26 protein-coding genes are annotated in these 27,000 nt (G+C 53.2%); 23 read left to right on the forward strand and 3 right to left on the reverse strand.

All coding sequences use genetic code 11. The annotated features are described in order from the left end of the window. Positions 1 to 118 precede the first annotated feature (118 nt). From argC to mgtE, 19 genes are all read left to right on the forward strand, one after another. On the forward strand, positions 119 to 1,153 hold the full coding sequence (gene argC, locus CZ787_RS05585; protein WP_087107016.1) for an N-acetyl-gamma-glutamyl-phosphate reductase: 1,035 nt from the start codon (positions 119 to 121) through the stop codon (positions 1,151 to 1,153). A gap of 103 nt (positions 1,154 to 1,256) precedes the next feature. Next, positions 1,257 to 1,610 (forward strand): iron-sulfur cluster insertion protein ErpA, encoded by a 354-nt coding sequence (gene erpA, locus CZ787_RS05590; protein ID WP_087107018.1) that lies wholly within the window; start codon positions 1,257 to 1,259, stop codon positions 1,608 to 1,610. Between the two features lie 156 nt (positions 1,611 to 1,766). Then, positions 1,767 to 2,534: a transporter substrate-binding domain-containing protein gene (locus tag CZ787_RS05595; RefSeq protein WP_087107020.1), complete on the forward strand. Its 768-nt coding sequence runs from the start codon at positions 1,767 to 1,769 to the stop codon at positions 2,532 to 2,534. Positions 2,535 to 2,636: 102 nt separating this feature from the next. Further along, positions 2,637 to 3,305, forward strand: a complete 669-nt coding sequence (locus tag CZ787_RS05600; protein ID WP_087107021.1) for an amino acid ABC transporter permease — start codon at positions 2,637 to 2,639, stop codon at positions 3,303 to 3,305. Between the two features lie 14 nt (positions 3,306 to 3,319). Beyond that, entirely contained in the window at positions 3,320 to 4,090 is a 771-nt protein-coding gene (locus CZ787_RS05605) for an amino acid ABC transporter ATP-binding protein (RefSeq protein ID WP_087107024.1), read from the forward strand. A 579-nt stretch (positions 4,091 to 4,669) separates the two neighbouring features. Continuing rightward, complete coding sequence (gene mnmG / locus CZ787_RS05610) at positions 4,670 to 6,574, forward strand: tRNA uridine-5-carboxymethylaminomethyl(34) synthesis enzyme MnmG (protein WP_087107026.1); 1,905 nt, start codon at positions 4,670 to 4,672, stop codon at positions 6,572 to 6,574. Beyond that, positions 6,571 to 7,251, forward strand: coding sequence for a 16S rRNA (guanine(527)-N(7))-methyltransferase RsmG (rsmG, locus tag CZ787_RS05615; RefSeq protein WP_087107028.1), 681 nt, complete (start codon positions 6,571 to 6,573; stop codon positions 7,249 to 7,251). Before mnmG ends, rsmG begins: the two co-directional genes overlap by 4 nt. Beyond that, positions 7,252 to 8,019 (forward strand): ParA family protein, encoded by a 768-nt coding sequence (locus tag CZ787_RS05620; protein WP_087107030.1) that lies wholly within the window; start codon positions 7,252 to 7,254, stop codon positions 8,017 to 8,019. A 27-nt stretch (positions 8,020 to 8,046) separates the two neighbouring features. Then, the gene (locus CZ787_RS05625) at positions 8,047 to 8,976 is read left to right on the forward strand and encodes a ParB/RepB/Spo0J family partition protein (RefSeq protein ID WP_087107032.1); all 930 of its coding nucleotides are present in this window, start codon (positions 8,047 to 8,049) and stop codon (positions 8,974 to 8,976) included. A gap of 207 nt (positions 8,977 to 9,183) precedes the next feature. Beyond that, positions 9,184 to 9,582, forward strand: coding sequence for an ATP synthase subunit I (locus tag CZ787_RS05630; protein WP_087107034.1), 399 nt, complete (start codon positions 9,184 to 9,186; stop codon positions 9,580 to 9,582). A gap of 12 nt (positions 9,583 to 9,594) precedes the next feature. Beyond that, the gene (atpB, locus tag CZ787_RS05635; protein WP_087107036.1) at positions 9,595 to 10,422 is read left to right on the forward strand and encodes a F0F1 ATP synthase subunit A; all 828 of its coding nucleotides are present in this window, start codon (positions 9,595 to 9,597) and stop codon (positions 10,420 to 10,422) included. Between the two features lie 67 nt (positions 10,423 to 10,489). Beyond that, entirely contained in the window at positions 10,490 to 10,717 is a 228-nt protein-coding gene (gene atpE / locus CZ787_RS05640) for a F0F1 ATP synthase subunit C (protein WP_018918432.1), read from the forward strand. Between the two features lie 77 nt (positions 10,718 to 10,794). Further along, positions 10,795 to 11,265, forward strand: coding sequence for a F0F1 ATP synthase subunit B (locus CZ787_RS05645; protein ID WP_087107038.1), 471 nt, complete (start codon positions 10,795 to 10,797; stop codon positions 11,263 to 11,265). A gap of 11 nt (positions 11,266 to 11,276) precedes the next feature. Further along, positions 11,277 to 11,813 carry a F0F1 ATP synthase subunit delta gene (locus CZ787_RS05650; protein WP_087107040.1) on the forward strand — a complete coding sequence of 179 codons (537 nt, stop codon included), beginning with the start codon at positions 11,277 to 11,279 and terminating at the stop codon, positions 11,811 to 11,813. Between the two features lie 16 nt (positions 11,814 to 11,829). Then, positions 11,830 to 13,374, forward strand: a complete 1,545-nt coding sequence (gene atpA, locus CZ787_RS05655) for a F0F1 ATP synthase subunit alpha (RefSeq protein ID WP_087107042.1) — start codon at positions 11,830 to 11,832, stop codon at positions 13,372 to 13,374. A gap of 65 nt (positions 13,375 to 13,439) precedes the next feature. Next, complete coding sequence (atpG, locus tag CZ787_RS05660; protein WP_087107044.1) at positions 13,440 to 14,327, forward strand: F0F1 ATP synthase subunit gamma; 888 nt, start codon at positions 13,440 to 13,442, stop codon at positions 14,325 to 14,327. Between the two features lie 73 nt (positions 14,328 to 14,400). Beyond that, on the forward strand, positions 14,401 to 15,780 hold the full coding sequence (gene atpD / locus CZ787_RS05665) for a F0F1 ATP synthase subunit beta (RefSeq protein WP_087107046.1): 1,380 nt from the start codon (positions 14,401 to 14,403) through the stop codon (positions 15,778 to 15,780). 24 nt (positions 15,781 to 15,804) lie between these two features. Further along, a complete protein-coding gene (locus CZ787_RS05670) occupies positions 15,805 to 16,233 on the forward strand; it encodes a F0F1 ATP synthase subunit epsilon (protein WP_087107048.1) in 429 nt (142 codons plus the stop codon). A gap of 142 nt (positions 16,234 to 16,375) precedes the next feature. Beyond that, entirely contained in the window at positions 16,376 to 17,758 is a 1,383-nt protein-coding gene (mgtE, locus tag CZ787_RS05675; protein ID WP_087107050.1) for a magnesium transporter, read from the forward strand. A gap of 11 nt (positions 17,759 to 17,769) precedes the next feature. Here mgtE and CZ787_RS05680 read toward each other — a convergent pair whose 3' ends face one another. Together CZ787_RS05680 and CZ787_RS05685 are read right to left on the reverse strand one after the other, a co-directional pair. Continuing rightward, complete coding sequence (locus CZ787_RS05680) at positions 17,770 to 18,369, reverse strand: undecaprenyl-diphosphatase (protein WP_087107052.1); 600 nt, start codon at positions 18,367 to 18,369, stop codon at positions 17,770 to 17,772. A 58-nt stretch (positions 18,370 to 18,427) separates the two neighbouring features. Continuing rightward, positions 18,428 to 19,621 (reverse strand): cation diffusion facilitator family transporter, encoded by a 1,194-nt coding sequence (locus tag CZ787_RS05685; protein WP_087107054.1) that lies wholly within the window; start codon positions 19,619 to 19,621, stop codon positions 18,428 to 18,430. A gap of 196 nt (positions 19,622 to 19,817) precedes the next feature. Between CZ787_RS05685 and CZ787_RS05690 the strand changes: the two genes are divergently transcribed. From CZ787_RS05690 to glmS, 4 genes are read left to right on the forward strand one after another with little or no spacing between them, the layout of a single operon-like run. Further along, entirely contained in the window at positions 19,818 to 20,618 is an 801-nt protein-coding gene (locus CZ787_RS05690) for an undecaprenyl-diphosphate phosphatase (RefSeq protein WP_087107056.1), read from the forward strand. Between the two features lie 9 nt (positions 20,619 to 20,627). After that, positions 20,628 to 21,746 carry an FAD:protein FMN transferase gene (locus CZ787_RS05695; protein WP_254908578.1) on the forward strand — a complete coding sequence of 373 codons (1,119 nt, stop codon included), beginning with the start codon at positions 20,628 to 20,630 and terminating at the stop codon, positions 21,744 to 21,746. Positions 21,747 to 21,751: 5 nt separating this feature from the next. Beyond that, entirely contained in the window at positions 21,752 to 23,122 is a 1,371-nt protein-coding gene (gene glmU / locus CZ787_RS05700; RefSeq protein ID WP_087107060.1) for a bifunctional UDP-N-acetylglucosamine diphosphorylase/glucosamine-1-phosphate N-acetyltransferase GlmU, read from the forward strand. A gap of 46 nt (positions 23,123 to 23,168) precedes the next feature. Next, positions 23,169 to 24,998 carry a glutamine--fructose-6-phosphate transaminase (isomerizing) gene (gene glmS, locus CZ787_RS05705; RefSeq protein WP_087107062.1) on the forward strand — a complete coding sequence of 610 codons (1,830 nt, stop codon included), beginning with the start codon at positions 23,169 to 23,171 and terminating at the stop codon, positions 24,996 to 24,998. A gap of 155 nt (positions 24,999 to 25,153) precedes the next feature. On the opposite strand, the gene CZ787_RS05710 is transcribed toward glmS, so the two are convergent. Then, positions 25,154 to 26,779 (reverse strand): CapA family protein, encoded by a 1,626-nt coding sequence (locus CZ787_RS05710; RefSeq protein WP_087107065.1) that lies wholly within the window; start codon positions 26,777 to 26,779, stop codon positions 25,154 to 25,156. Between the last annotated feature and the right edge of the window lie 221 nt (positions 26,780 to 27,000).

Here is a 27,000-nt window from a genome sequence, read left to right on the forward strand (position 1 = left end):
GCATGTAGTGTAGTTCTCTTGTGTATCATAGCCCGATACGCTTCGACAGCCTGCGCCAATCTGTTTAGGCTGTTAATTATTACCCTGTCTCGAATGTGCAACGTGTAAGGAGTCGTTTGTGATTAAGGTCGGCATTGTCGGCGGTACCGGTTATACCGGCGTTGAGCTACTGCGGTTACTCGCCCAGCATCCCCATGTCAGCGTTGAAGCCATTACCTCGCGCTCGGAAGCCGGCGTAAAGGTATGCGATATGTATCCCAATCTGCGCGGCCACTACGACACATTGACGTTCAGTGAGCCCGATGCAAAGCAGTTGGGCGATATGGATGCGGTATTTTTCGCCACTCCCCACGGTGTTGCCCACGCCTTGGCAGGTGAGCTTTTGGACAAAGGCACACGCATTATCGACCTGTCGGCTGACTTCCGCCTGCGTGATGCCAAGGTATGGAGCGAGTGGTACGGCCAACCTCACGGTGCGCCTTCGCTGCTTGAAGAAGCGGTCTATGGCCTGCCCGAGATGCACCGCGAAAAAATCAAAACGGCGCGCCTAGTGGCCGTGCCTGGCTGCTATCCAACCGCTGTACAGCTGGGCTACCTGCCGCTGATAGAAGCCGGGCTGATTGATCCTCAACAGCTGATTGCCGACTGTAAATCGGGCGTGACGGGGGCAGGCCGAGGGGCCAAGGTGCCTTCACTACTGGCGGAAGCCAGTGAGTCCTTCAAAGCTTACGGCGCCTCAGGGCATCGTCATTTGCCCGAAATCCGCCAGGGCCTTGGCGATATGCAGGCGCATCCGGTGGGGCTGACCTTCGTTCCTCATTTAACGCCGATGATTCGGGGTATTCACGCGACACTTTATGGTCAGCTCACCACCTCGGTGGATGACCTTCAGGCGCTGTTTGAAAATCGTTATGCAAGCGAGCCCTTTGTTGATGTGATGCCTGCGGGCAGCCATCCTGAAACGCGCAGCGTTAAAGGCATCAACACCTGCCGCCTGGCCGTACATCGCCCGGAGAACAGCAACACGGTCGTTGTGTTATCGGTCATTGATAACCTGGTGAAAGGCGCCTCGGGCCAAGCCATCCAAAACCTCAACCTAATGTTTGGATTCGAGGAGAACATGGGCCTCACCGCCCCTGCCTTGATGCCATAAGCCACGTACAAAATCCCGGCAATAGTTGACCCTTTTGCTGGGAATTATCCATAATCATCTTCCAATGCTGATTATTCGTTCTTAAAGCTCGCGGGAGGTACCCATGAGCGGTGCAGAAGCCTTTGTTCCAACCCCATTAATGATGTCCGATAGCGCACGTAAACGTATCCGTGCCCTAATGGATGAAGAAAATAACCCTGCGCTAAAACTGCGCGTCTACGTCACCGGCGGTGGCTGTTCAGGTTTTCAGTACGGCTTCGATTTTGCCGATACGGTCGCCGAAGACGATACGGCCATTGAATTTGGCACGGCGACCCTGGTAGTCGACCCTCTCTCCTACCAGTATCTGGTTGGCTCGACGGTGGATTACGAAGAAGGCCTCGCTGGCGCACGCTTTCGCATTCAAAACCCCAATGCCACTACCACCTGCGGCTGCGGCGCCTCTTTTATGGTGTAGCCGCGTTATAACGCAAGCAAAGCGTTGGTACCCATGACTTGACGCCTTGGTGGTTTCTCGCCAAGGTTGAAAGGTCAACAATCGCTCTAACGCGGTGTGAAGAGAACGTCGTCTCTTCTTTTCACCGCTTCAGTGCTATAAAACATGGGGAAACCAATGAAAACCATACTAACGACAACAGCTATCGCTTCCTCCATCGCCTTGGGTTTAAGCGGCGCCTCTGCCGCCATGGCCCAAACGCCCTCTGTTAATGTCGCAACCGACCCAAGCTTTGTTCCTTTTGAGATGATGGATCCAGAAACTGGCGAGATGATCGGTTTCGATATGGACATTATCAATGCCGTTGCCGAGCGTGCCGGTTTTGAGGTCAACCTCACCACCATGGAATTTTCGGGCATTATTCCCGCCGTGCAAACCGGCAGTCAGGAAATTGCCATCGCAGGCACGACCATCACCGAAGAGCGTGCGCAGGTCGTCGACTTCTCTGATCCTTACTACGATTCCGGTCTACAGATTATTGTTCGCGCCAACAACGAAGACGTCTCCTCTTTGGAAGACCTTCAGGGCCTGACCATCGGTACCAAAATCGGCTCGACAAGCTACGACTTCCTCCAGCAAGAGCTGGGTGAAGGCGCTGACATCACGCCTTATCCAGGCACCGCCGACATGTACATGGCCCTGCTGGGCCGCAACGTAGACGCCGTACTGTATGACGCCCCTAACGTTGCTTACTTCTCCCAAACCCGCGGCGAAGGACGTACCAAAGTGGTGGGGCCGCTTTATGAAGGCCAGCAGTATGGCATTGTGTTCCATAAGGGCAGCGAATGGGTAGAACCCACCAATGAAGCCTTGGCCTCCATGCGTGAAGACGGCACTTACGACGAAATCTACAAAAAATGGTTCGGTGAAGCCACCAGCGAGTAACCCAGCGGCGCTATAGAGCTAACAGGTATTTATCACAGGGCCGGGCGGCCACCCTCCCGGCCCTTTGACGTTATACGTCGCGTGTTTTTTTGGAGATAAGGCGTGGATTTCGATTTTCAATTTGATTGGGCAGCCGCGTTTGCGTCGATCCCTTACCTGCTGCCTGGCATCCCCTGGACGCTGCTAATCTCATTTGGCGGTCTGGCGATCGGCTTTTTCATCGGTATTTTCTTTGGCCTGCTGCGTATTAGTCCGATCCGCTGGCTACGCTGGGTTGCCCTTTGCTACATAGAAGTATTCCGCGGTACGCCTATCCTCGTGCAGGTGCTGTTTATCTTCTACGGCCTGCCCCAGCTACTGGGCAGTCCTATCAATGCGCTGGTCGCAGGCATTGCCGCTATTGCGGTTAACTCGGGTGCGTATATTTCTGAAATTGTGCGTGGCGGCGTGCAATCCATTGAGCATGGCCAGCGTGAAGCATCCCTCTCGTTAGGGCTTTCGCGCGCTCAGGCATTTCGCTATGTGATTTGGCCCCAAGCGCTGCGTCGTATGATTCCTCCGCTTGGCAATCAGGCCATTATCAGCATTAAAGATACCTCACTATTTTCAGTCATTGGGGTCAGCGAGCTGGTACGCCAGGGGCAAATCTATATCGCGACAACCTTCACCGCCCTGGAGGTCTACTTTATGGTTGCGGTGATGTATCTGGCGATTACCTGGACCCTCTCTATTCTTCTGCGCCTGCTGGAGCGCAGAGGCATCGCAGGCTGATAAGGAAACGTACAATGACCGATATCGTGTCACCCACAACGCCCTCCATTGTGCGTATGCAAAAGCTGAATAAACATTTTGGCAGCCTGCACGTACTCAATGATATCGACCTTGAAATTATCCCCGGTGAAGTCGTCGTCATTATTGGCGCAAGCGGGTCCGGTAAATCCACGCTGATTCGCTGCATCAATGGGCTGGAAGAGTTTCAGTCGGGCATGCTGGAAGTAGATGGCAATACGCTAACGCCTAACGGCAAGAGCAGTAAGGCACTACAAACCATCCGTACAGAAGTCGGTATGGTGTTTCAGCAGTTCAATCTATTTCCCCACCTTAGCGTGATCGATAACATCACGCTGGCGCCCATGAAGGTACGTGGCTGGAACCGCGACGACGCAGTGGCAACCGCAAAACGCCTGCTGGATAGGGTCGGTATTGCCGACCAGGCCGATAAGTACCCCAGTCAGCTCTCAGGAGGTCAGCAGCAGCGTGTTGCCCTTGCCCGTGCCTTGGCCATGGAGCCTCGGCTTATGCTGTTTGACGAGCCTACCTCGGCGCTTGATCCCGAAATGATTGGTGAAGTGCTGGACGCCATGCGTGAGCTGGCTAAAGAGGGCATGACCATGGTGATCGTCACGCATGAAATGGGGTTTGCCCGTGAAGTAGCCGATCGCGTTATCTTTATCCATAAAGGTGTCATTGCCGAGCAAGGAGCGCCACAACAGCTGTTCGATTCGCCTCAAAATGAGCGCACTCAATCGTTTCTTGCCCGGGTGCTTAAACACTAATCTTAAGCACTAATACCTGCAAAATTACCCGCTTAAAAGCGTTTTTTATGGCCTGTCCTTGCGACAGGCCATTTTTTTCCCTGTGGATAATTTTTTTATTCTATAACTCTACAACATGCCACAGCACCCATAGTGAGCGCCTTTAAGGTTGCCAGACACTGCTTTTTTGGTGTGTTCACAGGTGCGGTAACAACGTCGGTATGAGCAGGTGGATAAGACGTGGGTTTGTGGTGCTGTGGGTAAGTAGCACTTCCATCCACAGGGCCTGCACCGTTTCTACTCAGGTAATACGCTGCTTAACCACGCAAATACCAACATTTTAACAAGTTGAATTTTATAAATATAATTGGGTTATGCACAGAAACTGTCCACACTAATAATTACAGCATTAACAGAACTTCTCTTATTTATTTATATATTGTTATTAATAAATAGTGACTGGGCGTGTGAGATGTGGAAAAACCTGACGGTTACCCACAGGGGGTTTATACTGGCGGGCTTGTTTAACTACGCCGACACGTCTGAAACTGACGAAACGGCCACATCATTCGTGCCAATTGGCGCAAGACGAGGTGTCTCTTGAATTACCCCGACCGCTTTGACGTGATTGTCATCGGCGGTGGCCATGCGGGAACTGAAGCCGCACTGGCCTCTGCTCGTATGGGCTGTCAGACCCTGCTGCTCACGCACAACATCGAGACCTTGGGTCAGATGTCGTGTAACCCTGCCATTGGCGGCATTGGCAAAAGCCATCTGGTGAAAGAGATCGATGCGCTAGGCGGGGCGATGGGGCTTGCCACGGATTTAGGCGGCATTCAGTTCCGGGTGTTAAACGCTCGAAAAGGACCGGCTGTACGTGCCACACGTGCTCAAGCAGACCGCGTTCGCTACAAAGCAGCGATCCGCGGCATGTTGGAAAACCAGCCAAATTTAACGATTTTCCAGCAGGCGGCTGGTGATCTGGTTGTGGATAACGATACGGTTCGTGGCGTCGTGACGGAGACCGGTATTCGTTTTTATGCCGAGTCCGTTGTGCTGTCGACGGGTACGTTTTTAGGTGGTGTGATTCACATCGGCTTGGATCAAAGTCGCGGCGGTCGAGCAGGTGATCCACCCTCAAATGCCCTGGCTGAGCGTCTGCGTGCCCTGCCGTTTCGGGTTGACCGGCTAAAAACCGGCACGCCACCGCGCATTGATGCCAAAAGCGTGGATTTCTCCCAGCTTGAAGAACAGCCTGGCGATACGCCAACGCCGGTCATGTCCTACCTTGGTTCGCGGGATATGCACCCTCAGCAGGTCAGCTGTCATATTGCGCACACCAATGAGCGCACGCATGAGCTGATTTTGGCGAATCTTGATCGTTCACCGATGTACTCCGGCGTGATTGAAGGTGTTGGTCCGCGCTACTGCCCATCGATTGAAGACAAGGTTCATCGCTTTGCCGATAAATCGAGCCACCAGGTCTTTATTGAACCTGAAGGTCTGGATACCCACGAGCTGTATCCCAACGGCATCTCGACCTCACTGCCATTTGATGTGCAGTTGCAGGTAGTGCGCTCGATTAAAGGGCTGGAGAACGCGCATATCACGCGGCCAGGTTATGCCATTGAGTACGATTTCTTTGATCCGCGGGATTTAAAACACTCACTGGAAACCAAATTTATCCACAACCTGTTTTTTGCCGGGCAGATCAACGGCACGACAGGTTATGAGGAAGCCGGCGCTCAAGGCCTGCTGGCCGGGCTCAACGCCGCGCGGCGTGCCATGCAGCAGGATGCCTGGTACCCACGTCGTGACGAGGCCTATCTTGGCGTGCTGGTGGACGACCTGATCACGATGGGCACCAAAGAGCCTTACCGTATGTTTACTTCCAGGGCGGAATACCGATTATTGCTGCGTGAAGATAACGCCGACCTGAGGTTGACTGAAAAAGGCCGTGAGTTAGGCTTGGTGAATGACCAGCGCTGGACGGCATTTAGTAAAAAGCGCGAAGCCATTGCGCTGGAGACCGCGCGTTTAGCCAGTGTTTGGATTCAGCCAAGCAGCCCGGCTGCTGCAAAAATTGCTGAAAAAACCGGCAAACCGCTCTCCCGCGAGTATCGTTTGAGCGATCTTCTCAAGCGCCCAGAGCTAAATTATGCGGACCTTGCTGAACTGCCGGGTCTGGAAAGCGGCGTTATCAATGACGAAGCCGTTGCCGAACAGGTACAGATACAGGCGAAGTACGAAGGCTATATCGAACGTCAACAGTATGAAATTGATAAGCTTAAGCGCCATGAAGCAATGCCACTTCCCGCCGACCTGGATTACCAGCGGGTGGAAGGGCTCTCCAATGAGATTCGTCAGAAGCTGACCGACGTGCGGCCTGAAACGCTGGCCCAGGCGGCGCGTATTTCAGGCGTAACACCGGCCGCAGTGTCTATTTTGCTGGTGCATCTTAAAAAGCGTCGTCTGATCGCCTCACCCGAGGTGGCTAACGGATGAGCGGATTAACAGTGTTGGTAAGCAGCCTGCCTGCGAGCGTCGCTGCTCGACTCGATAATGGGTTAGCGCAGCTCGGCTTAAAGGTAACGGCAAACCAGCGTGAACAGCTGCTTGGGTTTGTCGCCCTATTGCACAAGTGGAACAAGGCTTATAACCTCACGGCTGTTCGCGATATTGATGATATGGTGGCACGTCACGTACTGGATAGTGCGGCTGTCGCGCCTTATGTGCATGGCCCCAGATTGCTGGATGTGGGAGCGGGGCCAGGTCTTCCTGGTATCGTGCTGGCCATTCTTGATCCGGCGCTGTCCGTTACGCTTTTGGATAGTAATGGTAAAAAAGTCCGTTTTCAGCGTCAGGCTATCATGGAGCTTGGGCTAAAAAACGTGGTTGCAAGCCAGGCGCGGGCGGAGACGTTTAGTGACCAGCCGTTTGATCAGGTAATTTCACGCGCGTTCGCAAGCCTGGTGGACTTTGTCACCCTGACCCGTGAACTACCCACAGCGAACGGACAGTGGTTGGCCATGAAAGGCCCAGGTGCTGATGATGAGTTGCGTGAACTGCCCAGCGGCATTCGACTGCAAACACGTCACCTGCTAAAAGTGCCCTTCGATACAGCCGAGCGACAGCTGTTGATTCTGAACGTTGATTCTGAACCCCAGGAAGGAGTTGAGTAAGTGAGCCAGATCATTGCCCTGACCAATCAAAAAGGCGGCGTGGGCAAGACCACCTCAGCCGTTAACCTGGCGGCCAGCCTTGCTGCTCTTGATCGTCGAGTGCTGTTGGTGGACCTTGATCCTCAAGGGCACGCCAGCATGGGCAGTGGTATTGATAAACACGAACTCGATAAAAGCGTTCTGGATGTACTGCTCGGCGATGCAACAGCCACCGATACCATCATGCGCGATCTGCCGGTCAAATATGATGTTCTACCGGGTAACGGTGACTTGACCGCTGCGGAAGTCGAGTTGCTGGATCTTGATAAGCGCGAAAGCTGCCTGACTACGGCGCTTGGCTCGGTTGCTGGGAAGTACGATGTGGTGCTGATTGACTGCCCTCCTTCGCTCAATATGCTGACCGTTAATGCGCTGACCGCAGCGGATAGCGTGCTTATTCCGCTGCAGTGCGAGTTTTACGCGCTGGAAGGACTGTCAGCGCTGCTGGATACCGTTGAACAGATCAAGCAAAGCATTAATCCTGATTTGGCGATTGCGGGTATCCTGCGCACCATGTACGACAAGCGCACCAGCCTAACGCGGGAAGTGGACAAGCAACTGCGAGACTTCTTTGGCGATGCGCTGATCAAGACGACGATCCCGCGCAACGTCAAAGTGGCTGAAGCGCCAAGCCACGGAATACCCGTGACGCAATATGCCCGCTTCTCACGAGGCAGCCAGGCGTACCGCGTACTGGCAAAAGAGATGATTCGTCGACTATCGCTATAACGTATTGATCCGTACGAGGGAAAGCGAATGACGCGTAAACGCGCGCTAGGACGTGGCCTGGATGCCCTAATTGGTGCGGGCGCTCGTCGCCGTGACAGCCTGGAACTTACCGGTAGCTCTACGTCGGAAGCTCATGATGAGGCGTCATCCGTGATGGTGGCCTCGGATGCAGCTCCTGAGCGTTTGGAGCGCCTTCCGCTTGGCCAATTAACCCGTGGCAAGTATCAGCCGCGGCGTGATATCCAGCCAGAAGCGCTTGAAGAGCTTGCCGATTCTATACGTGCCCAAGGCGTTATGCAGCCTATTGTGGTGCGTCCTATTGGCGAAGATCGCTATGAAATTATTGCTGGTGAGCGGCGCTGGCGTGCAGCGCAGCTGGCCGAGCTCGACGTTATCCCCGCGGTTATTCGTGAGGTAAGTGACGAAGTTGCCTTGGCACTGGCGCTGATTGAAAATATTCAGCGTGAAAACCTCAATGCCATCGAAGAAGCGATGGCGCTTAAACGGCTGGGTGATGAGTTTGAATTAACCCAGCAGCAGATTGCTGACGCGGTCGGTAAATCCCGCACTCAGGTCGCTAACTTACTGCGCTTGCTGGCGCTGGATCCAGAAGTCCAAACGCTGCTAGAGCGAGGTGACCTGGATATGGGCCATGCACGTGCGTTGCTATCACTTAACAGCGTTCAGCAGCGCCAAGTGGCTCATGAAGTGGTAAATAACGATCTCACCGTGCGGTCCACCGAAGCGTTGGTTAAAAAGGTACAGGCCAGCCAAAGCGTTGAAAAAACGCCAAGCCGGCCAAATAAAACGGCGGATGTCTCGCGTCTAGAAACACAGCTAGGGGAACTGCTTGGCGCACCCGTTTCAATTGACCATGGTAATCGGGGGAAAGGCAAAGTGACCATCCGCTATACAAGCCTTGATGAACTCGACGGAATACTGGCGCATATTAAATAGGCTGCTTATTAATTAAATAGCAGGCTTATTAAGAAAACATTAAAAAGCAGCTAATTTTTACCCTTTGGTCGCAAGTTGTCCCTTAAACACGTTAAATACGAGCAACTTCGGTTGAAGGTGTGATAGCGCTTCCCTATAATCGCGCAAGATTTGTGCAGGTTGCTTATCAACAGCCTAAGCAACCATTCGCTGGCAGGGTGCTGGGCAATGGTAGAACGTGTTGAAACCCAGCGCAGGAAGGCGTATGTCATCCGGCTTTTTACCGCACAGCTAATCGTGACGGTAGTCGGCATGTTGATGGTCTACCCTATAGCGCGCATGCCGGGCGTTTTCTCCGTGGTAACAGGTGCGCTGGTGGCCTTGCTACCCCATGCTTTTTTTATACAGCGAATGGGCATATTGCACAGTAAGCGAACATCGCGCAGCGCTGTTCATTTGTTTCGTGCCGAAGGAGGCAAGTTTGGTTTGACGGTGGCACTGTTTAGCGCAGTGTTCGTAGTAGTGCCCCCCTCAAACCCCGCTTTCTTTTTTAGTGCTTATGTGGCGATTGTTCTGATGCATGGGCTAACGCCGTTGTTTATGCGCAGACATCGCACACTTTATTGAGGTGATATCTCTATGGCCGCAGGAAACGAAGTCTCGACGACTTATTATATCCAGCACCACTTGCAGAACCTGACCTTTGGGCATCACCCGGTGAATGGTTGGTCGCTGGCGCATTCAGCTCAAGAAGCTGGCGAAATGGGCTTCTGGGCGATCCATTTGGATACCATGGGCTGGTCAATCGCTATGGGGGTACTGTTTCTCTGGGTATTCCGTAAGGCGGGAAAAGCCGCGACCACTGGCGTGCCAGGCGGTCTGCAAAACGCGGTTGAAATGGTGGTCGAGTTTATCGACAACCTGACGCGCTCAACGTTCCATGGGCGTAATCCGCATATTGTCCCGCTGGCAATTACGCTATTCGTCTGGATACTGCTGATGAATAGTCTCAAGATAATTCCAGTCGATTACTTCCCGGTACTGTTTAGCAAGCTCGGTGTGGATTACATGAAAATTGTACCTACTACCGACGTAAATGCCACGCTAGGCATGGCGTTGGGCGTATTTGGCCTGATTCTGTACTACAACTTCAAAGTGAAAGGCGTTGGCGGTTTTGTCAAAGAGCTTTCCCTGACCCCGTTTAATCACTGGGCGTTGATTCCTTTCAACCTGGTGTTGGAAATTGTATCGCTACTGGTCAAGCCGTTCAGCTTGGCCATGCGACTGTTCGGTAACATGTTTGCCGGTGAAGTTATCTTCATTTTGATTGCTATGCTGCCGTTTTGGGCCATTTGGGTACTGGATGTGCCATGGGCAATTTTCCATATCCTGGTCGTCACGCTACAGGCCTTTATCTTTACCACGCTCACCATCGTTTATTTGAGCGCGGCGCACGAACACCACTAACCAAGCAACGCTAACGCTTTCATTAACCCACAACCCTTAACCAAAACTTAAACTCAGGAGCAACATCATGGAAATGGTTTATCTTTCGGCTGCCATCATCATCGGTCTAGGCGCACTGGCTACTGGTATTGGCTTCGCTATTCTGGGCGGCAAACTGCTTGAGTCTACTGCACGTCAGCCGGAGCTGGGCGACCAGCTGCAAACCAAAACCTTCATCATGGCAGGTCTGTTGGACGCTGTACCGATGATCGGTGTTGGTATTGCGATGTACCTGATCTTCGTTGTTGCCGGTTAATGATTGCTTTACCGGGCGGTTAACCGCTCGGTTTTGTTTCACTCCGGTCGCCACGAACTTGTCAGAGGTACATCCCTGTGAATATCAACATGACGCTTATCGGGCAGACGATCGCCTTCGCGATCTTTGTCTGGTTTTGCATAAAGTACGTGTGGCCTCCGATCAGCAACGCGCTTAACGAGCGTCAGAAAAAAATTGCTGATGGCTTGGATGCAGCCAGCCGTGCTACTCGTGATCTTGAGCTAGCTCAAGAGCGAGCAGAACAGACGCTGCGTGAAAGCAAGGAACAAGCTTCACAGATCCTTGAGCAAGCCAATAAGCGCTCTGCTCAGATGATCGAAGAAGCCCGCGAGCAGGCCCGCGCAGAAGGTGAACGTCTCATGGCGGGCGCACGCTCTGAAATCGAGCTTGAAGTAAATCGCGCGAAAGAAGAATTACGTGCCCAGGTGTCTCATCTGGCCATCATCGGCGCTGAGCGTGTATTGGAAGCTTCTGTCGATGAAAATGCGCATCGCGAGCTGCTTGATAAGCTGGCTGCCGAACTGTAAGGAGGTGAATTATGGCGGAATTACTTACCGTCGCTCGTCCTTACGCAAAGGCGGCGTTTGAACACGCGCGTGATAATGATGTGCTTGATAGCTGGTCACAGGCGCTGGGTTTTTTGGGCACTGTTGTGGCCGATAGCGACGCTCGACGTCTGCTGGGTAGCCCCAAAATCGAGAATGCAAAGAAAGTTGCCCTTCTGGTTGAGATGCTTCCAGAACCGCAGGGTGATGCACTGTCTCGCTTTTTGGAGGCTGTGGCTGACCAGGACCGTTTAATGGTTCTGCCTTTTATCGCTGAACAGTTTGAGCGCCTGCGCGCTGAACACGAGCAGCGTGTAGAGGTAATGGTAACGTCAGCGTATAAACTGACAGCCGCACAAAAGACCAAGCTATCCAACGCGCTCAAGAAACGTCTGAATCGCGAAATCTCCATTACTACTCAGGTAGATAAGTCGCTCATCGGCGGTGTCATCCTGCGTGCTGGCGATACCGTCATTGACGGGTCGGTACGTGGTCGACTGAACCGCCTTTCCGAAGCGCTAACCGCTTGAGTCTGAGGGACATGGCATGCAGCAATTGAATCCTTCCGAGATCAGCGACATCATCAAGCAGCGAATTGAGAAGCTTGACGTCGCATCTGAAGCTCGTAATCAGGGCACCATCGTAGGTGTTTCCGACGGTATCGTGAAAATTCACGGCCTCGAAGACGCCATGTTTGGTGAAATGATTGAATTTCCTAACAGCGTTTTTGGCATGGTACTTAACCTGGAGCGTGACTCCGTAGGTGCTGTTGTCCTGGGCGACTACCTGCTGCTTGAAGAAGGCATGACCGCGAAATGCACCGGTCGTATTCTTGAAGTACCAGTAGGCCCTGAGCTGATTGGCCGTGTTGTTGATGCGTTGGGTAACCCCATCGACGGCAAAGGCGATATCAACGCTAAAATGACCGACGCGGTAGAAAAAGTAGCGCCTGGCGTTATTACCCGTCAGTCGGTTGATGAGCCGATTCAAACCGGCTTGAAATCCATCGACGCCATGGTGCCGATCGGTCGTGGTCAGCGTGAGCTGATTATCGGTGACCGTCAGATCGGTAAAACTGCCATTGCCATTGATGCGATCATCAACCAGAAAGGCAAAGGCGTTACCTGTGTCTACGTTGCCATTGGTCAGAAACAGTCGACCATTGCCAACGTTGTGCGCAAGCTCGAAGAGCATGGCGCGATGGAACACACCATCGTCGTTGCTGCGGGCGCTGCCGATCCGGCTCCGATGCAGTTTCTCTCCGCGTATTCCGGTTGCACCATGGGTGAGTACTTCCGTGACCGTGGCGAAGACGCGATGATCGTGTATGACGATCTTTCCAAGCAGGCAGTGGCATACCGTCAGGTATCCCTGCTGCTGCGTCGCCCGCCAGGCCGTGAAGCCTATCCCGGTGACGTGTTCTATCTCCACTCGCGTCTGCTTGAGCGTGCGGCACGTGTCAACGTCGACTACGTTGAGAAGTTCACCAACGGTGAAGTGAAGGGCAAAACCGGTTCCTTGACCGCGCTGCCGATCATCGAAACCCAAGGTGGCGACGTTTCTGCGTTCGTTCCGACCAACGTGATCTCGATCACCGACGGTCAGATCTTCCTGGAAACCAGCCTGTTTAACTCCGGTATTCGTCCGTCGATTAACGCAGGTTTGTCCGTATCGCGCGTGGGCGGTGCTGCCCAGACCAAGATCATCAAAAAGTTAGGTGGTGGTGTTCGTCTGGCCTTGGCTCAGTACCGTGAACTGGCTGCGTTCTCGCAGTTCGCTTCTGACCTTGACGAAGCGACCCGTAAGCAGCTTGAGCACGGTCAGCGCGTCACCGAACTGATGAAGCAGAAACAGTATTCGCCGATGTCGGTTGCAGAAATGGCGCTGTCTCTCTACGCCGCTAACGAAGGTCACATGGATGATGTGAGCGTCGATAAAGTGTTGGACTTCGAACGTGCCCTGCACGATTACATGAAGTCTGAGCACGGCGACCTGCTCGACAAAATCAACCAGACCGGCGACTACAACGGCGAGATTCAAGACGGCTTGAAGTCGGGTCTCGAGAAGTTCAAGGCGACTCAGAGCTGGTAATGTCCGGCCCGCCTGTGGGCGGGCTTGCCTACTTTCTGAGAGTCACGAACGAAAGGTAGATCGCTATGGCAGCTGCAAAAGAGATACGCACCCAGATCGGGAGCATCAAAAATACGCAGAAGATCACCAGTGCCATGGAAATGGTGGCTGCATCGAAAATGCGTAAAGCACAAGATCTGATGAAGGCTGGCCAGCCGTATGCCAAGCAGATTCGCAACGTCGTAGGCCACATTGCTGACGCTAACCCCGAATATCGCCACGATTACATGATCGAGCGTAACGAGGTGAATCGCGTAGGCTACATTGTGGTGTCTACCGACCGCGGTTTGTGCGGCGGCTTAAACGTCAACCTGTTCAAGGCCGTGGTGAAAGATGCCCGTGTCTGGAGCCAGGAAGGCGCTGAGCTGGACTTCTGTGCCCTTGGCGCGAAAGGCAGTGCTTTCTTCCGTAACTATGGCGGCAACTTGATTGCAGCCAAGAGCGGATTAGGTGAAGCACCCACGGTCGAGGGTCTGATCGGTAGTATCAAGGTCATGCTCGAAGCGTACGATGAAGGACGTCTTGATCGCCTGTACGTGGTGTACAACGAATTCGTTAACACCATGACGCAACGGCCGGTTGTGCGTCAGCTTCTTCCTCTGTCGCCTGATATGGGCGCAGACGCTAAACATGACGAAGAAAACGCCCGTCCCGAAAGCTGGGACTACCTGTATGAACCGGATGCCAAGGCGTTGCTAGACAGCCTGTTGGTTCGATTCATCGAATCGCAGGTGTATCAGGCGGTAGTCGAAAACGGTGCGTGCGAACAGGCCGCCCGGATGATCGCTATGAAGAGTGCCACTGATAACGCGGGCAACCTGATCGACGATCTGGAGATGGTTTACAACAAGGCCCGTCAGGCCGCCATCACCCAGGAAATTTCTGAGATCGTCGGCGGCGCTTCAGCCGTATAACGCCTAGGGAGCTGCCCAATAAAGCGGCTCCCGGCAGACAGGTTTCATTTGCAGGTTTTTGAGAGGAACCAAGATGAGCGGACGTATCGTACAAATCATCGGCGCGGTGATTGACGTAGAGTTTCCGCGGGACTCTGTGCCCAAGGTCTACGACGCGCTGAAGGTCTCTGAGAAAGAGACTGTCCTCGAAGTCCAGCAGCAGTTGGGCGACGGCGTGGTACGCACCATTGCCATGGGCTCCACTGAGGGCTTAAAGCGTGGCTTGGACGTAGCCAACACAGGTGCCGCGATTTCCGTACCGGTAGGTAAGGAAACGCTGGGTCGTATCATGAACGTACTCGGCGAGCCGATTGATGAAGCGGGTGAGATCGGTGAGCAAGAGCGTATGCCGATCCACCGTAAAGCACCCAGCTATGCCGACCAGGCAGCCTCTAACGAGCTGCTGGAAACCGGTATCAAGGTTATTGACCTGGTCTGCCCGTTTGCCAAGGGTGGCAAGGTTGGCTTGTTCGGCGGTGCGGGTGTTGGTAAAACCGTTAACATGATGGAGCTTATCCGCAACATCGCCACCGAGCACAGCGGCTACTCTGTATTCGCCGGTGTGGGTGAGCGTACGCGTGAGGGTAACGACTTCTATCACGAAATGACCGAATCCAACGTTATCGATAAGGTATCGCTGGTTTACGGTCAGATGAACGAGCCGCCCGGTAACCGTCTGCGCGTTGCGCTGACCGGTCTGACCATCGCTGAAAAATTCCGTGATGAAGGCCGCGACGTTCTACTGTTCGTCGATAACATTTACCGTTACACCCTGGCCGGTACAGAAGTATCTGCACTGCTTGGCCGTATGCCGTCTGCGGTGGGTTATCAGCCGACGCTAGCCGAAGAGATGGGCGTTCTGCAGGAACGTATCACCTCGACGAAATCGGGCTCAATCACCTCCGTACAAGCGGTATACGTACCGGCGGATGACTTGACCGATCCGTCTCCGGCAACCACCTTCTCGCACCTGGACGCGACCGTTGTACTGGCCCGTTCCATTGCTGAGCTAGGTATCTACCCGGCCATCGATCCGTTGGACTCTACGTCGCGTCAGTTGGATCCGCTGGTGGTAGGTGATGAGCATTATGCGGTTGCTCGTGGCGTGCAGAACGTTCTGCAGCGTTACAAGGAACTGAAGGATATTATCGCCATTCTGGGTATGGATGAGCTGTCTGATGAAGACAAGCTGGCCGTTTCTCGGGCGCGTAAAATTCAGCGTTTCTTGTCGCAGCCGTTCTTCGTTGCCGAGGTATTCACTGGCTCACCCGGTAAGTATGTTTCTCTGAAAGATACTATCCGTGGCTTCCAGGGCATCCTCAATGGCGAGTATGACGATATGCCGGAACAGGCCTTCTACATGGTCGGCTCCATCGACGAAGCGGTCGAAAAAGCCAACCAGATGAAGAAGTAATCCCGTCCATTAGGGGGATTCGCTATGGCGAATAGCTTCACTTGCAATATCGTCAGCGCAGAGGCATCTATCTTCTCAGGCAGTGTTGAGCAGGTAGTTGCTTCCGGGATGATGGGTGACCTGGGTATTTTGCCGGGTCACGCCCCGTTACTGACGGAGCTTCAGCCGGGCCCGATTCGTGTCATTCACGATAATGGCAAGGAAGAGAACTTCTTTGTCTCGGGTGGCTTTATGGAAGTCCAGCCGGATGTCGTTACGATTCTGGCAGACGCCGCAACGCGGGCCAGCGACCTCAATGAGGCCGCTGCCGAAGAAGCGCGTCAGGAAGCGCTGAAAGCCTTTAATGAGAAGTCATCGGAGCTGGATTATACCCGTGCCTCCGCTGAACTTGCCGAAGCCGTTGCACAGCTGCGTACGATCCAGCAGCTGCGCAAAAAGGCAGGTAAAGGCTAACACTACGCGGTAAGCGTGAATAAAACGCCCCTTGAACCCGTTAGGGTTTAAGGGGCGTTTTTTTTGTCTGGTACACTTGTCATAAGCATTTAGTAGCATAATGCTTGTCAGCACTGACTCGTCTGCAGAGAAGGAGAACGCGATGTCATTGAACGATGAAATCTTGCAGGAATTAAAAACCGAGCTGCTTGACGAGCTGGTCAAAGAGGAACCGAAAAGAGAGCTATTATCCGAACGCTTGGCCGAAATTCGTTCGGCAGATATTGGTGAGGTGCTTGAAGAGCTTATCGAGGAGGACGAAGAGCTGTCCGCAGCGCTTTCAGTGCTCGATATACTTTCTACAGAACGCGCCGCTAATGTGCTTGGCTACCTGCCAGGTGAAAGTCAGCTGGAAGTCGTGGGTGAGCTAAAGGACACCCAGGTACTTAAGCTGTTGGAAGAGATGGGCTCTGACGAACGGGTGGACCTGTTCAATCTTCTGGATGAAGATCGCCGAGAAGCGCTGTTACGGCGCATGGCACATCAGGAGCGGGAAGATCTCAAGCGGCTGGCAGGCTACGAGGAAGGCACTGCAGGCGCCATTATGACCTCTGACTATGTGGCGATAGCCAGTGGCATGACGGTGTCTCAGGCAATGATGCGCGTACGCCAGACTGCTCCGGATGCAGAGACGGTCTATCAGCTCTATATCCTGGACAACGATGGCAGGCTGATTGGCACGATGTCCCTGCGTCAGTTGATGATTGCCAGGCCCGGCGCGTTGGTTGACGACATCATGATCAAGGATGTGATCAGCACCGCCGTGGATGAAGCGCAGGAAGAAGTAGCTCGCATCGTGGCTCGTTATGACCTCTTGGCGCTGCCGGTGATTGATGCCGAAAACCGTATGGTGGGTATCGTTACTCACGATGATGCGATGGACGTGGCGGAGTCGGAAGCCACCGAAGATATCCACAAGGGGATGTCGATTGGCCAGTTGGAAGATGGCGTTAGCCGTGTATCGCTGTGGAGTCTGTACCGTAAACGGGTGACGTGGCTGGTAGTACTGGTCTTTGCCAACCTGTTTTCCGGTGCGGGTATTGCTCACTTTGAAGATATTATTGCCGCCCAGGTGGCGTTGGTATTCTTCCTGCCCTTGTTGATTGGTAGTGGCGGTAACGCAGGCGCTCAGGCGGCAACGCTGATGGTTCGCGGTATGGCAACCGGTGATGTAGGCGTTAAGGACTGGAGTAAAATGCTCGGCCGAGAGCTGTTGGTAGCTGGCTCCTTGGGGCTTACCATGGCCATCGCCGTCGCCCCTATCGGTATACTGCGTGCAGGCAACGAAGTCGCTATTATCGTCTCCCTCAGTATGGTCACTATCGTACTGTTTGGCAGCCTGCTGGGCATGTGCCTGCCGTTTGTACTGGAGCGCTTCAAGGTCGACCCGGCAGCTGCCTCTGCGCCGCTGGTCACCACCTTGATTGATGCCACCGGGGTATTGATTTACTTCTCTATTGCAACGGCAATTCTTACTAGCTTATAGAGAACAGCCGGCTAGCGCTGCACCCAGCCACGGCGGATAAGCGGCGCGAACAGCCAGTGATAAAGGCGCTTGGCGACGTGCTCATAAACCGGTAGCACTAGCCAGGCGCGGTTGATACCCACCAGCACGGCCATAACGGCTGACAAAAGGGCAGCACCTGCCATATCCTGGGGAAAGTGGACGCCCAAAAAAATCCTTGCCCAGCCGACGGGAATGGCCAAGAGCAGAAGAAGGCTGCCGATACGTCGGGTGTAGCGATGCAGCATCAAGCTAAAGGCCATGGTTAGAATGATCGTTAGATGATTACTGGGAAAGGCTGGGGTTGGCGCATGGGCCATCAACGTGGTGCCTACCGGTACCGCAAAGGGTCGGGGCATCGGCCACAGCATCCCGATGATGCCACTTATCGCTAAGGCCAGCAGCGTCGCTATCAGTGCCTCCAGCAGCGGCTGCTTGAGCTGTTCACCGCCGCGCAGCCAACCGACTACCAGCAGCGCAGGTAGTAGCCACATCAATTCAACGGCGCATCCATGAGCAAACATGACCAGCCAGGCAGGGGTGTCAGCGGCGGCGTTGAGCCTTTCAAACAAGGTAAGGTTAAGCGCATTCATTACGTACTGAAACCATAAGGCCCGTCAGGTGGTTGAGTATTTGGCGTTTATCGAACGGCTAGCGCATCGCGCTACTGGCCGCTCGGGTGATAAACATGACTTCCACATGGCCGAGCCACTCAATATCACTGGCGAGTGCCTTGAGTTGGCTAGCCAAACATTGCGGGGGCTGATGTACCGCATCGCCGATAATTAAAGATACGGATACCTTGTCATCCAGATAGTGCAGTTGAAGCTCGTTTAACGTGCGCCACACCGGATGCGCGTACCAGCGTTGATCAAGCGCGGCCTCAACCTCCGGACGTAGTGGCAGGCCGGGCATTCGGCTGGGGTCTCCTTCTCCAGCGTCATCTTCAGGGTCAACATGGAAAATAACGTCGGTGAGTAGCGGAAACTCATGACGTAAACGGCGGCTGACCTCATTACCTATCTCATGGGCTTCTGAAACGGTGATTTTAGGCCCGACCACGACATGCAAATCCACCATTACCCAACCTGCTGATTGGCGAGTGCGAAGGTCATGCACGCTATCCACGCCTGGTACGCTACAAGCTACGTCGTGCATTTGGCGTTGGGTGTCTTCAGGCAGTGCGGTATCGACTAATTCCCGCGCAGATTCCCACAGTAAATCCCAACCAACCTTGCCTACGAGCAGGCCAACCACAATGGCGGCGACGGCATCCAGCCAACCCAATCCAAACTGAGCACCAATCAGTGCGACCAGTACCACCGCAGTAGAAAGGGCATCGCTACGAGAGTGCCAGGCATTAGCCTCCAACAGCTTGGATTTTACCCGCCTGGCGACGCGCATGGTGTAGCGAAAAATCCACTCTTTACTGATCAGCGCAATAAACGTAATCACAATCGCCACTATGCCAGGCGCGGTGACTTCTGTGCCACTAAACAAGCGGTCCAGGCTTGACCAGGCAATACCACCTGCCACAAAGATCAGTACGCTACCCAACAGCAGTGTAGTGAGTGTTTCGATGCGCCCGTGACCATAGTGATGGTCATTGTCGGGCTCCTGACGCCCGTAATGAATGGCGGCCAGTACAAAGCCATCGGTGATTAAGTCAGAGAGCGAGTGGATGCCATCCGCAATCAGTGCGGCAGAACCCACCCAAAAACCTACCGCCACTTTGACAATACTAAGCACACTATCCAACCAGGCACCTATATAGGTGACGCGCTTGGCTTCCTGATTATCTAGCTCGTGGTTGGGAACCACTGGCGTTTCAACGGTCTGAGTCATGGAATACCTGACAAGGGAGCGCTTTCAATAAAGCATTATTGTAGCGCACTGCAATATGATCTCTTAAGCCCTTTACTTCTAAGTAGGCTAATACGCAATGCAAAACGATGGTAGGCATGGCGGACAATCCCCTAATGGAGGTGTATCCTTATGCGCCATTGTCATTCAACCACCCTTTTGATGTATAGGATGACCCATGGAGTGGCTACAAATAGTGGTACTTGCCGCTGTGCAAGGGATAACGGAATTCTTACCTGTCTCAAGCTCGGCGCACTTGATTTTAGTACCCGTATTAACCTCTTGGGAGGACCAAGGGCTTGCTTTTGATGTCGCACTCCACTTGGGCAGCTTAAGCGCGGTGGTGATCTATTTCCGGCATGAAATTTGGCAAATGATAGCGAGCAGCCTGGCAGCGCTGCGTGGCCGGGGGATCAATAAAGATGCCCAGCTCGCGATCTGGGTCACGCTTGCCACGCTACCTGTGTGTATCATCGGTTTTCTGCTTCGTGATGTTATCTCGGTGTATATGCGCTCCACGGTTATCATCGCGCTCAGCCTGATTGGCTTTGGCCTGTTACTGGGGTACGCCGACTGGAAAAAACGCGGTACTCGCAGTGAATACCAAATGCAGCTAAAAGATGTGCTGATCATTGGCGGCGCCCAAGCGCTGGCACTCATTCCTGGCACATCACGCTCAGGGATTACCATCACAGCCGCCCTTCTGGTAGGTATGAGTCGTGAAGGGGCTGCGAGGTTCTCCTTTTTACTTTCCATTCCGGTGATCGTATTAGCCGGTGGGTTAGAAGCCGTTGAACTTTTACATCAGCCCCAGTCAGTCGATTGGCTATCCATGGCGGCCGGAACGCTATTGTCCGGTGCTATCGCGTACCTGTGTATTCACTATTTCCTCGTTATTATTAAAAAAATGGGGATGCAGCCTTTTGTTGTTTATCGCGTACTGTTTGGTGCGTGGCTCCTCTGGTTTTTTCACGTTTAGAGTAAGCTCATGACCCTATTTATGCCTGAATCAACACGGTTAACAGTAAAAGCGGTATGCGTTATGTCGCTGTTACTACTGGTTGGCTGTTCGGAAAAAGATCGCCCTTTGGAGTCGCCAGTCAGTTTAGAGGGCGGTATCTTTGGCACGTTTTATCAGGTAACCATTAGTGACCCGTTAACCCAGGAGCAGGCCAGCGATCTGGAAGCCGGTTTTTTGGAAGAGCTTGAACGTGTCGATGTGTCCATGTCGACGTATAAAGATGACTCTGAACTAAGCCTGTTTAACCAGGCACCGCTCAATGAGTGGCAGCCACTTTCCAACGAGCTGATTGAAGTACTGGCGATAAGCCGCTCGGTGTCTGAACAAAGTAACGGCGCGTTTGATACGACCGTTGGTGCTCTGGTCAATTTATGGAGTTTTGGTCCTGAGGCTCGCCCAAAAGAAGTCCCTTCGGAACAACAGTTGGCCGAGCGCTTGGCCGAAGTGGGCTTTGATGCTGTAGCGATCGATACTCAGGCCATGCAGGCGCGCCGTGAGCGCGACGTTTATGTGGATCTTTCCGGTGTCGCCAAGGGGCATGCAACCGACCGCGTGGCAGCGTACCTAAACCAGCAAGGGATACAGGGTTATTTAGTCAACCTGGGTGGAGATATGCTGGCGCACGGCTATCGTGATGATCAAGAGACACCTTGGCGCGTAGGTATTGAAACGCCGCAAAACGGCGCGCCACAAGCACAGCATATTGTGCCTCTTCACGATATGTCGGTAGCGACCTCTGGGGATTACCGCAATTACTTTGAGGCTGATGGGCAGCGCTTTTCACATACCATTGATCCACGTACCGGGCGGCCTGTCTCGCATAACCTTGCATCGGTATCGGTTTTCCATCCATCCAATGCCTGGGCCGATGCCTGGGCCACCGCGTTATTGGTAGAAGACAGCGATACGGGTATGGAAGTGGCCGTTGCGCATCATCTGAGTGTATTAATGCTGATCCGTGATGGCGACCAGTGGCAAAGTATTGCAAGCCCTGCTTTTGTTGATGCATTTGGTGAAGAACTCATCAATGAAAGCGGTATTGGTCAGTGGGCGTCTCCTAACGTGCGTCACGCAGAAGAAGGGTAATGAGAATGCAAAAAGCGCTTGATGTAGTGATTCTCGCAGCGGGTAAAGGCACGCGGATGCGTTCACAAATGCCGAAGGTGCTTCACTCCTTGGCGGGCAAACCCATGGTGTCGCACGTGCTGGAAACAGCGGCGAGCCTAAGCCCTGCACGCACGCAGGTCGTCATTGGTCACGGCGCTGAGCAGCTGCGTCACGCATTGGCGGATGAAAACGTCACGTTTGCCGTGCAAGAAGAGCAGAAAGGCACGGGGCACGCCGCCGCTCAAGCATTGAAGGAACTTGGTGATGGCAATGTTTTGATACTGTATGGCGACGTACCGCTCATTCAAAGCGAAACGCTGACAGCACTTTTGGCCCATGTGAACGAACAACAGATGGGGTTGCTGACGGTTACGCTGGACGATCCAGCGGGGTATGGCCGTATTGTGCGTAATGCGGCGGGCGATGCAGTGGCGATTGTAGAGCAAAAAGATGCCAACGACGCCGAGCGTGCCATCACCGAATGCAACACCGGCATCATGGCGATGACCAGTGCCCAACTGGCGCGTTGGTTGCCTAAACTTTCTGCTGACAATGCTCAGGGTGAATACTACCTGACCGATGTGATCGAAATGGCAGCTAAAGAGGGGATTAAAGTCTGCACCGAGCAGCCAGCTCACGCCGTTGAAGTAGAAGGGGTTAATAACCGTGCCCAAATGGCGCGGTTAGAGCGCGTTTACCAAGCGCGCCAAGCGGACCAGCTAATGGAACAGGGCGTGGCACTGGCTGATCCTGCAAGGATCGACGTGCGCGGAAGCCTCACCTGTGGTCACGACGTGTTTATTGACGTGGGCTGCATTTTTGAAGGTGACGTGACGCTGGGTGATGGCGTTAGTGTAGGGCCTTACTGTGTGATCAAAAACAGCACTATCGGTGCTGAAAGCATCATTGATAGTCACACTGTTATTGATCAAACAAAGACGGCTGGCCATAACCTGGTGGGCCCTTATGCGCGCCTGCGCCCGGGGACGCGCTTGGCGGTTAACGCCAAGGTGGGGAATTTTGTAGAAACCAAAAACGCCGAGGTAGGCAAGGGTAGCAAAATTAACCACTTAAGCTATGTTGGCGATGCACGCTTGGGGCGCGACGTTAATATAGGTGCCGGTACGATTACGTGTAACTATGACGGCGCTAACAAACATCACACCGAGATAGGCGACCATGCCTTTATTGGCTCTAACAGCGCACTGGTGGCTCCGGTTACCGTAGGGGCAGGCGCGACCATAGGCGCTGGCTCAACCATTTCAAAAGATGTCCGTGAGCATGCCTTAGCTGTGACGCGAGGCAAGCAGCTGGAAAAGGCCGATTGGGTGCGTCCTGTTAAAGCTGGCAAGTAAACGAGTGGTACATCGATACCTTTAATTTATCCTGGGAGAACGGTTTATGTGTGGCATCGTCGCTGCTGTAGCGCAACGTAACGTGCAAGACATACTGTTGGAAGGGCTTAAGCGCCTGGAGTATCGCGGTTACGATTCAGCGGGCATGACGGTGTTGAACGATCATAACCAGCTCACTCGTCATCGCGCAGTTGGTAAGGTCGCAGCCCTTGAGAGTGAGCTGAATAGTGCGCCGCTGCCGGGAGCTTCGGGGATTGCTCACACGCGCTGGGCAACTCACGGAAAACCTTCAAAAGCCAATGCCCACCCGCACCATAGCGGTGACTGCGTCAGCGTGGTGCATAACGGCATTATTGAAAACTACGAATATATAAAAGAGACGCTGCAGGCAAGTGGCTATACGTTTAGCTCGGAAACCGACACCGAAGTCATTGCTCATTTGTTGGCAGACAAGTTGCAGGGTGGTCTCAGCTTGTTTGAGGCAACCCAGCAAATTGTGAACGGCCTGGGCGGTGCGTATGCGCTGGGCGTTATGAGTATTAAGGAGCCGGGCGTAGTCGTAGGTGCACGCCAGGGAAGCCCGCTGGTGGTGGGGGTGGGTATGGGTGAAGCGTTTTTAGCCTCAGACCCACTTGCCTTGCTACAAGTAACGGATCGCTTTATTTATCTGGAAGAAGGCGATGTGGTCGAGCTGAGCGAAAAGGGTGCTATCCGGATTGTCGATAAAGATGGCAGCTCAGTCACACGGTCGGTACATGTTTTTGAGCATGGCGATGGTGTTGCCAGCAAAGGCAATTACCGCCATTACATGCTTAAAGAAATCTTCGAGCAGCCCACCGTGATTGAGGCGGCCCTGGAAGGGCGCTTGAGCGCGGACAGTGTGTTGGTCGAGAGCTTTGGCCCTGATGCTCAAGCGCTTTTCCAGAAAACCCGCCAGGTCCATATCATTGCCTGTGGCACCAGTTATCACGCGGCGATGGTGGCCCGCTACTGGCTTGAACGTTATGCAGGCGTGCCGGTACAGGTTGAGGTGGCCTCCGAGTATCGTTACCGCCATCCGGTCGTACCTGCCGATACGCTGTTCGTAACGCTCTCCCAGTCGGGTGAAACCGCTGACACGCTGGCGGCACTGCGTTTTGCCAAGACCCTGAACTATGTCGGCTCGCTGGCTATTTGCAACGTACCGGGAAGCTCCCTGGTGCGTGAATCAGATATGACACTGATGACCCGTGCAGGCCCGGAAATTGGCGTTGCCTCCACCAAAGCGTTTACCACTCAGTTGGTGGCACTATTGCTTCTGACGCTGGCGATTAGCAAAGCGAAGGGGCAGGAAGAGCATGTGGGTATTGTGAAGGCGCTGCATTCGCTTGCTGATATCTGCCAACAGGTATTGATGCTGGATGGTCAGATTGAGCAGCTCTCCCAGGCGTTTGCTGAAAAGCACCATGCGCTGTTCTTGGGCCGTGGTGCGCACTACCCGATTGCGCTGGAAGGCGCGCTTAAGCTTAAGGAAATCTCTTATATTCACGCAGAAGCCTATCCGGCTGGTGAGCTTAAGCACGGCCCGCTGGCGCTGGTAGATAGCGAGATGCCGGTGATATCCGTCGCACCCAATGACGACCTGTTGGAAAAACTAAAATCCAACCTGCAGGAAGTCCGTGCCAGGGGTGGCCAGCTATTTGTATTTGCCGATGAGAACGTGGGTATCAAGCCGCATGACAATATCCGGGTCATTGAGCTGCCGCATATTCACGAAGCCTTGGCACCGCTTTTATATACACTTCCTCTCCAGCTTTTGAGCTACCACGTTGCAGTACTTAAAGGCACCGATGTTGATCAGCCGCGTAATCTGGCGAAAAGCGTGACGGTCGAGTAAACCACTGCCGCCTGGTATCAAATGGTTCGTTGAAGGCTCTTACGGCAATACCCTAAAGGTTGGATGAAGTGTCCAACCTTTAGGAGCGAGAATGGTTCGCTGGTTAGTATGACGTTCAGTGTTACCCGTCTATTATTCTACGTTTTCGTTCGCTTCTAACGCGTACCGAGCCTCGAAAGTGGCGAGAGCACCGCGTGCCACACTTTTTCTTCCAAATGCGGCAACTGGCTTTTCTCCAGCTCGGTTAGGCCGTACTCATCCGGGGTTTTCAGAACGTCATGGAATTTGACGATACGGCAGTCGTAGCTGTCATCATCACGTTTTGCATTGGCAATATAGATGGGTAAGGCTTTAAGGTTTGCCAATTCTATAGCATCGTAGACCTTCACAATGTCGAATTTAACAATATAGGCAAGCTTTGAATTGCGGCTTTCCGGGTGATAGCTGACGAAGTCACCGAACGCGTAAACCACCAGTGCATCTTGCTTGCCTTCGCGCGGGATAAGTTCCGCTGGCTGGCTGACATGGGCGTGATTGCCAAGAATCGTGTCAACGCCGCAGTCAATCACCTTCTGAGCGGCTCTCCTGATATTCTCATGGGGGTACATCTCAAACTCCCACCCCCAGTGGCAGTAGGCGATAATCCAGTCCGCGCCCTTCGCTTTCGCTGCCACGACCTGCTTCTCAATAAGTGAGTAATCAGGTGCTGGATCTGCATCATTGAATCGAACGACATTAACCAGATAGGGCATATCGGCGGGAATATCTTTTTCGTAACCATTGAGGTCGAAGGTATATGCCAGCAAGGCGATCTTGATGCCGTTTTTATTAACCACGACGACATCATCCTGGTCAGCTTGGCTAGCGGCTGTGCCGGAATAGTAGGCCTCTGAATCTTCAAGTACTTTCAGGGTTTCCTTGATGCCTTCTACGCCCCCGTCCATGGCATGGTTGGTTGCCGTGCTGAAATAGTTGATTTTGGCTTCGTTGCGAAACTTCTGGAACATTGCCTCAGATGTATTCATGCGCGCGGGTTGGCCAGGAGACTGGATACGCCCCACGGTATTATTTTTATCAATAGTGGACTCCAGGTTGGCGCTTACGATGTCGGCAGTACTGTAGAAGTTATTGATATCATCAAAAAGACGCTGTGTATTGTTTGGGGTCAGTGCGTCCACAGCAAGTAAATCTCCTGCGCATGATACGGAGGCGCTTGCATAGGGCCCCTCTGTAGAACGTAGGTTTAGAAACTGAGACGCAAAAAAGTCCTCTAACTCCGACCCGGTTTCGGCAGCTTCAAGTTGATTGAACCAGTAGCGGTAAAGCCATTTGAGCTTTTGGAAGGAGTTTTCTGAAATATCATAAACGCCGGTTTCAGGCTGTGGGTAGTGGAACTCGTCGTAGAAAATATAGCTTATCAGGAGAAGTGCTTGTCGGATTAAGTCTCGCCTATTTGTTTTAATTGTGTCGATAATATCTTTAGGTGGCAGTTCTTTAGGCATTACGCTTTCAATATCATTAAGCGTAATGCCTCTACTTAAAAGGTTAGGATCAGCCAATAGTGGCTGAAGCATCGCCAGGATCTGTGTTGGCCTCTTTGCTACCATCCAGCCGCAAAGCGCCCGAAAGAGCTCCTCTTCCTTTGGAGTGATGGTTTCGGGCATGTCTAAGTCACCATGTGCTGCGCTCTGCAGCGTTGCGAGCACCTCATCTTCATTCTCCTCAAGGTAATCCTTAAGTTTTTTCAAGATGTCATGGATATTGTCTAGATATGCATCCATCAGCGAGCTCCTTTTTTGCTTGATAGTCTTTTTAACAGGAGGGTATCTGCTCTTTAAGTACACGGGGGTACTTATCCAGCGGGCTATCGCGTTAGTGAGAGCGTGTTTATTAACGATGCAAGCGATTGATACAACAAGAAATAAAAATACGGTGGCGTTACACACACTAGGTTCTGTACGAAAAGTCGGCTCGCAAGCAGAGGCCTATGCACGCCACGCAT

Source organism: Halomonas citrativorans (genome assembly GCF_900163645.1).
GTDB lineage: Bacteria > Pseudomonadota > Gammaproteobacteria > Pseudomonadales > Halomonadaceae > Vreelandella > Vreelandella citrativorans.

What these genes read in the sequence shown, in the direction of transcription:
- CZ787_RS05630 (WP_087107034.1), top strand. Translation starts at nt 9,184, where the DNA reads ATGGTAGAACGTGTTGAAACCCAGCGCAGGAAGGCGTATGTCATCCGG.
- CZ787_RS05605 (WP_087107024.1), top strand. Translation starts at nt 3,320, where the DNA reads ATGACCGATATCGTGTCACCCACAACGCCCTCCATTGTGCGTATGCAA.
- glmU (WP_087107060.1), top strand. Translation starts at nt 21,752, where the DNA reads ATGCAAAAAGCGCTTGATGTAGTGATTCTCGCAGCGGGTAAAGGCACG.
- atpG (WP_087107044.1), top strand. Translation starts at nt 13,440, where the DNA reads ATGGCAGCTGCAAAAGAGATACGCACCCAGATCGGGAGCATCAAAAAT.
- mgtE (WP_087107050.1), top strand. Translation starts at nt 16,376, where the DNA reads ATGTCATTGAACGATGAAATCTTGCAGGAATTAAAAACCGAGCTGCTT.
- CZ787_RS05670 (WP_087107048.1), top strand. Translation starts at nt 15,805, where the DNA reads ATGGCGAATAGCTTCACTTGCAATATCGTCAGCGCAGAGGCATCTATC.
- atpA (WP_087107042.1), top strand. Translation starts at nt 11,830, where the DNA reads ATGCAGCAATTGAATCCTTCCGAGATCAGCGACATCATCAAGCAGCGA.
- atpD (WP_087107046.1), top strand. Translation starts at nt 14,401, where the DNA reads ATGAGCGGACGTATCGTACAAATCATCGGCGCGGTGATTGACGTAGAG.
- CZ787_RS05690 (WP_087107056.1), top strand. Translation starts at nt 19,818, where the DNA reads ATGGAGTGGCTACAAATAGTGGTACTTGCCGCTGTGCAAGGGATAACG.
- atpB (WP_087107036.1), top strand. Translation starts at nt 9,595, where the DNA reads ATGGCCGCAGGAAACGAAGTCTCGACGACTTATTATATCCAGCACCAC.
- CZ787_RS05710 (WP_087107065.1), bottom strand. Translation starts at nt 26,779, where the DNA reads ATGGATGCATATCTAGACAATATCCATGACATCTTGAAAAAACTTAAG.
- CZ787_RS05650 (WP_087107040.1), top strand. Translation starts at nt 11,277, where the DNA reads ATGGCGGAATTACTTACCGTCGCTCGTCCTTACGCAAAGGCGGCGTTT.
- CZ787_RS05625 (WP_087107032.1), top strand. Translation starts at nt 8,047, where the DNA reads ATGACGCGTAAACGCGCGCTAGGACGTGGCCTGGATGCCCTAATTGGT.
- CZ787_RS05680 (WP_087107052.1), bottom strand. Translation starts at nt 18,369, where the DNA reads ATGAATGCGCTTAACCTTACCTTGTTTGAAAGGCTCAACGCCGCCGCT.
- CZ787_RS05685 (WP_087107054.1), bottom strand. Translation starts at nt 19,621, where the DNA reads ATGACTCAGACCGTTGAAACGCCAGTGGTTCCCAACCACGAGCTAGAT.
- glmS (WP_087107062.1), top strand. Translation starts at nt 23,169, where the DNA reads ATGTGTGGCATCGTCGCTGCTGTAGCGCAACGTAACGTGCAAGACATA.
- atpE (WP_018918432.1), top strand. Translation starts at nt 10,490, where the DNA reads ATGGAAATGGTTTATCTTTCGGCTGCCATCATCATCGGTCTAGGCGCA.
- CZ787_RS05595 (WP_087107020.1), top strand. Translation starts at nt 1,767, where the DNA reads ATGAAAACCATACTAACGACAACAGCTATCGCTTCCTCCATCGCCTTG.
- erpA (WP_087107018.1), top strand. Translation starts at nt 1,257, where the DNA reads ATGAGCGGTGCAGAAGCCTTTGTTCCAACCCCATTAATGATGTCCGAT.
- rsmG (WP_087107028.1), top strand. Translation starts at nt 6,571, where the DNA reads ATGAGCGGATTAACAGTGTTGGTAAGCAGCCTGCCTGCGAGCGTCGCT.
- CZ787_RS05695 (WP_254908578.1), top strand. Translation starts at nt 20,628, where the DNA reads ATGACCCTATTTATGCCTGAATCAACACGGTTAACAGTAAAAGCGGTA.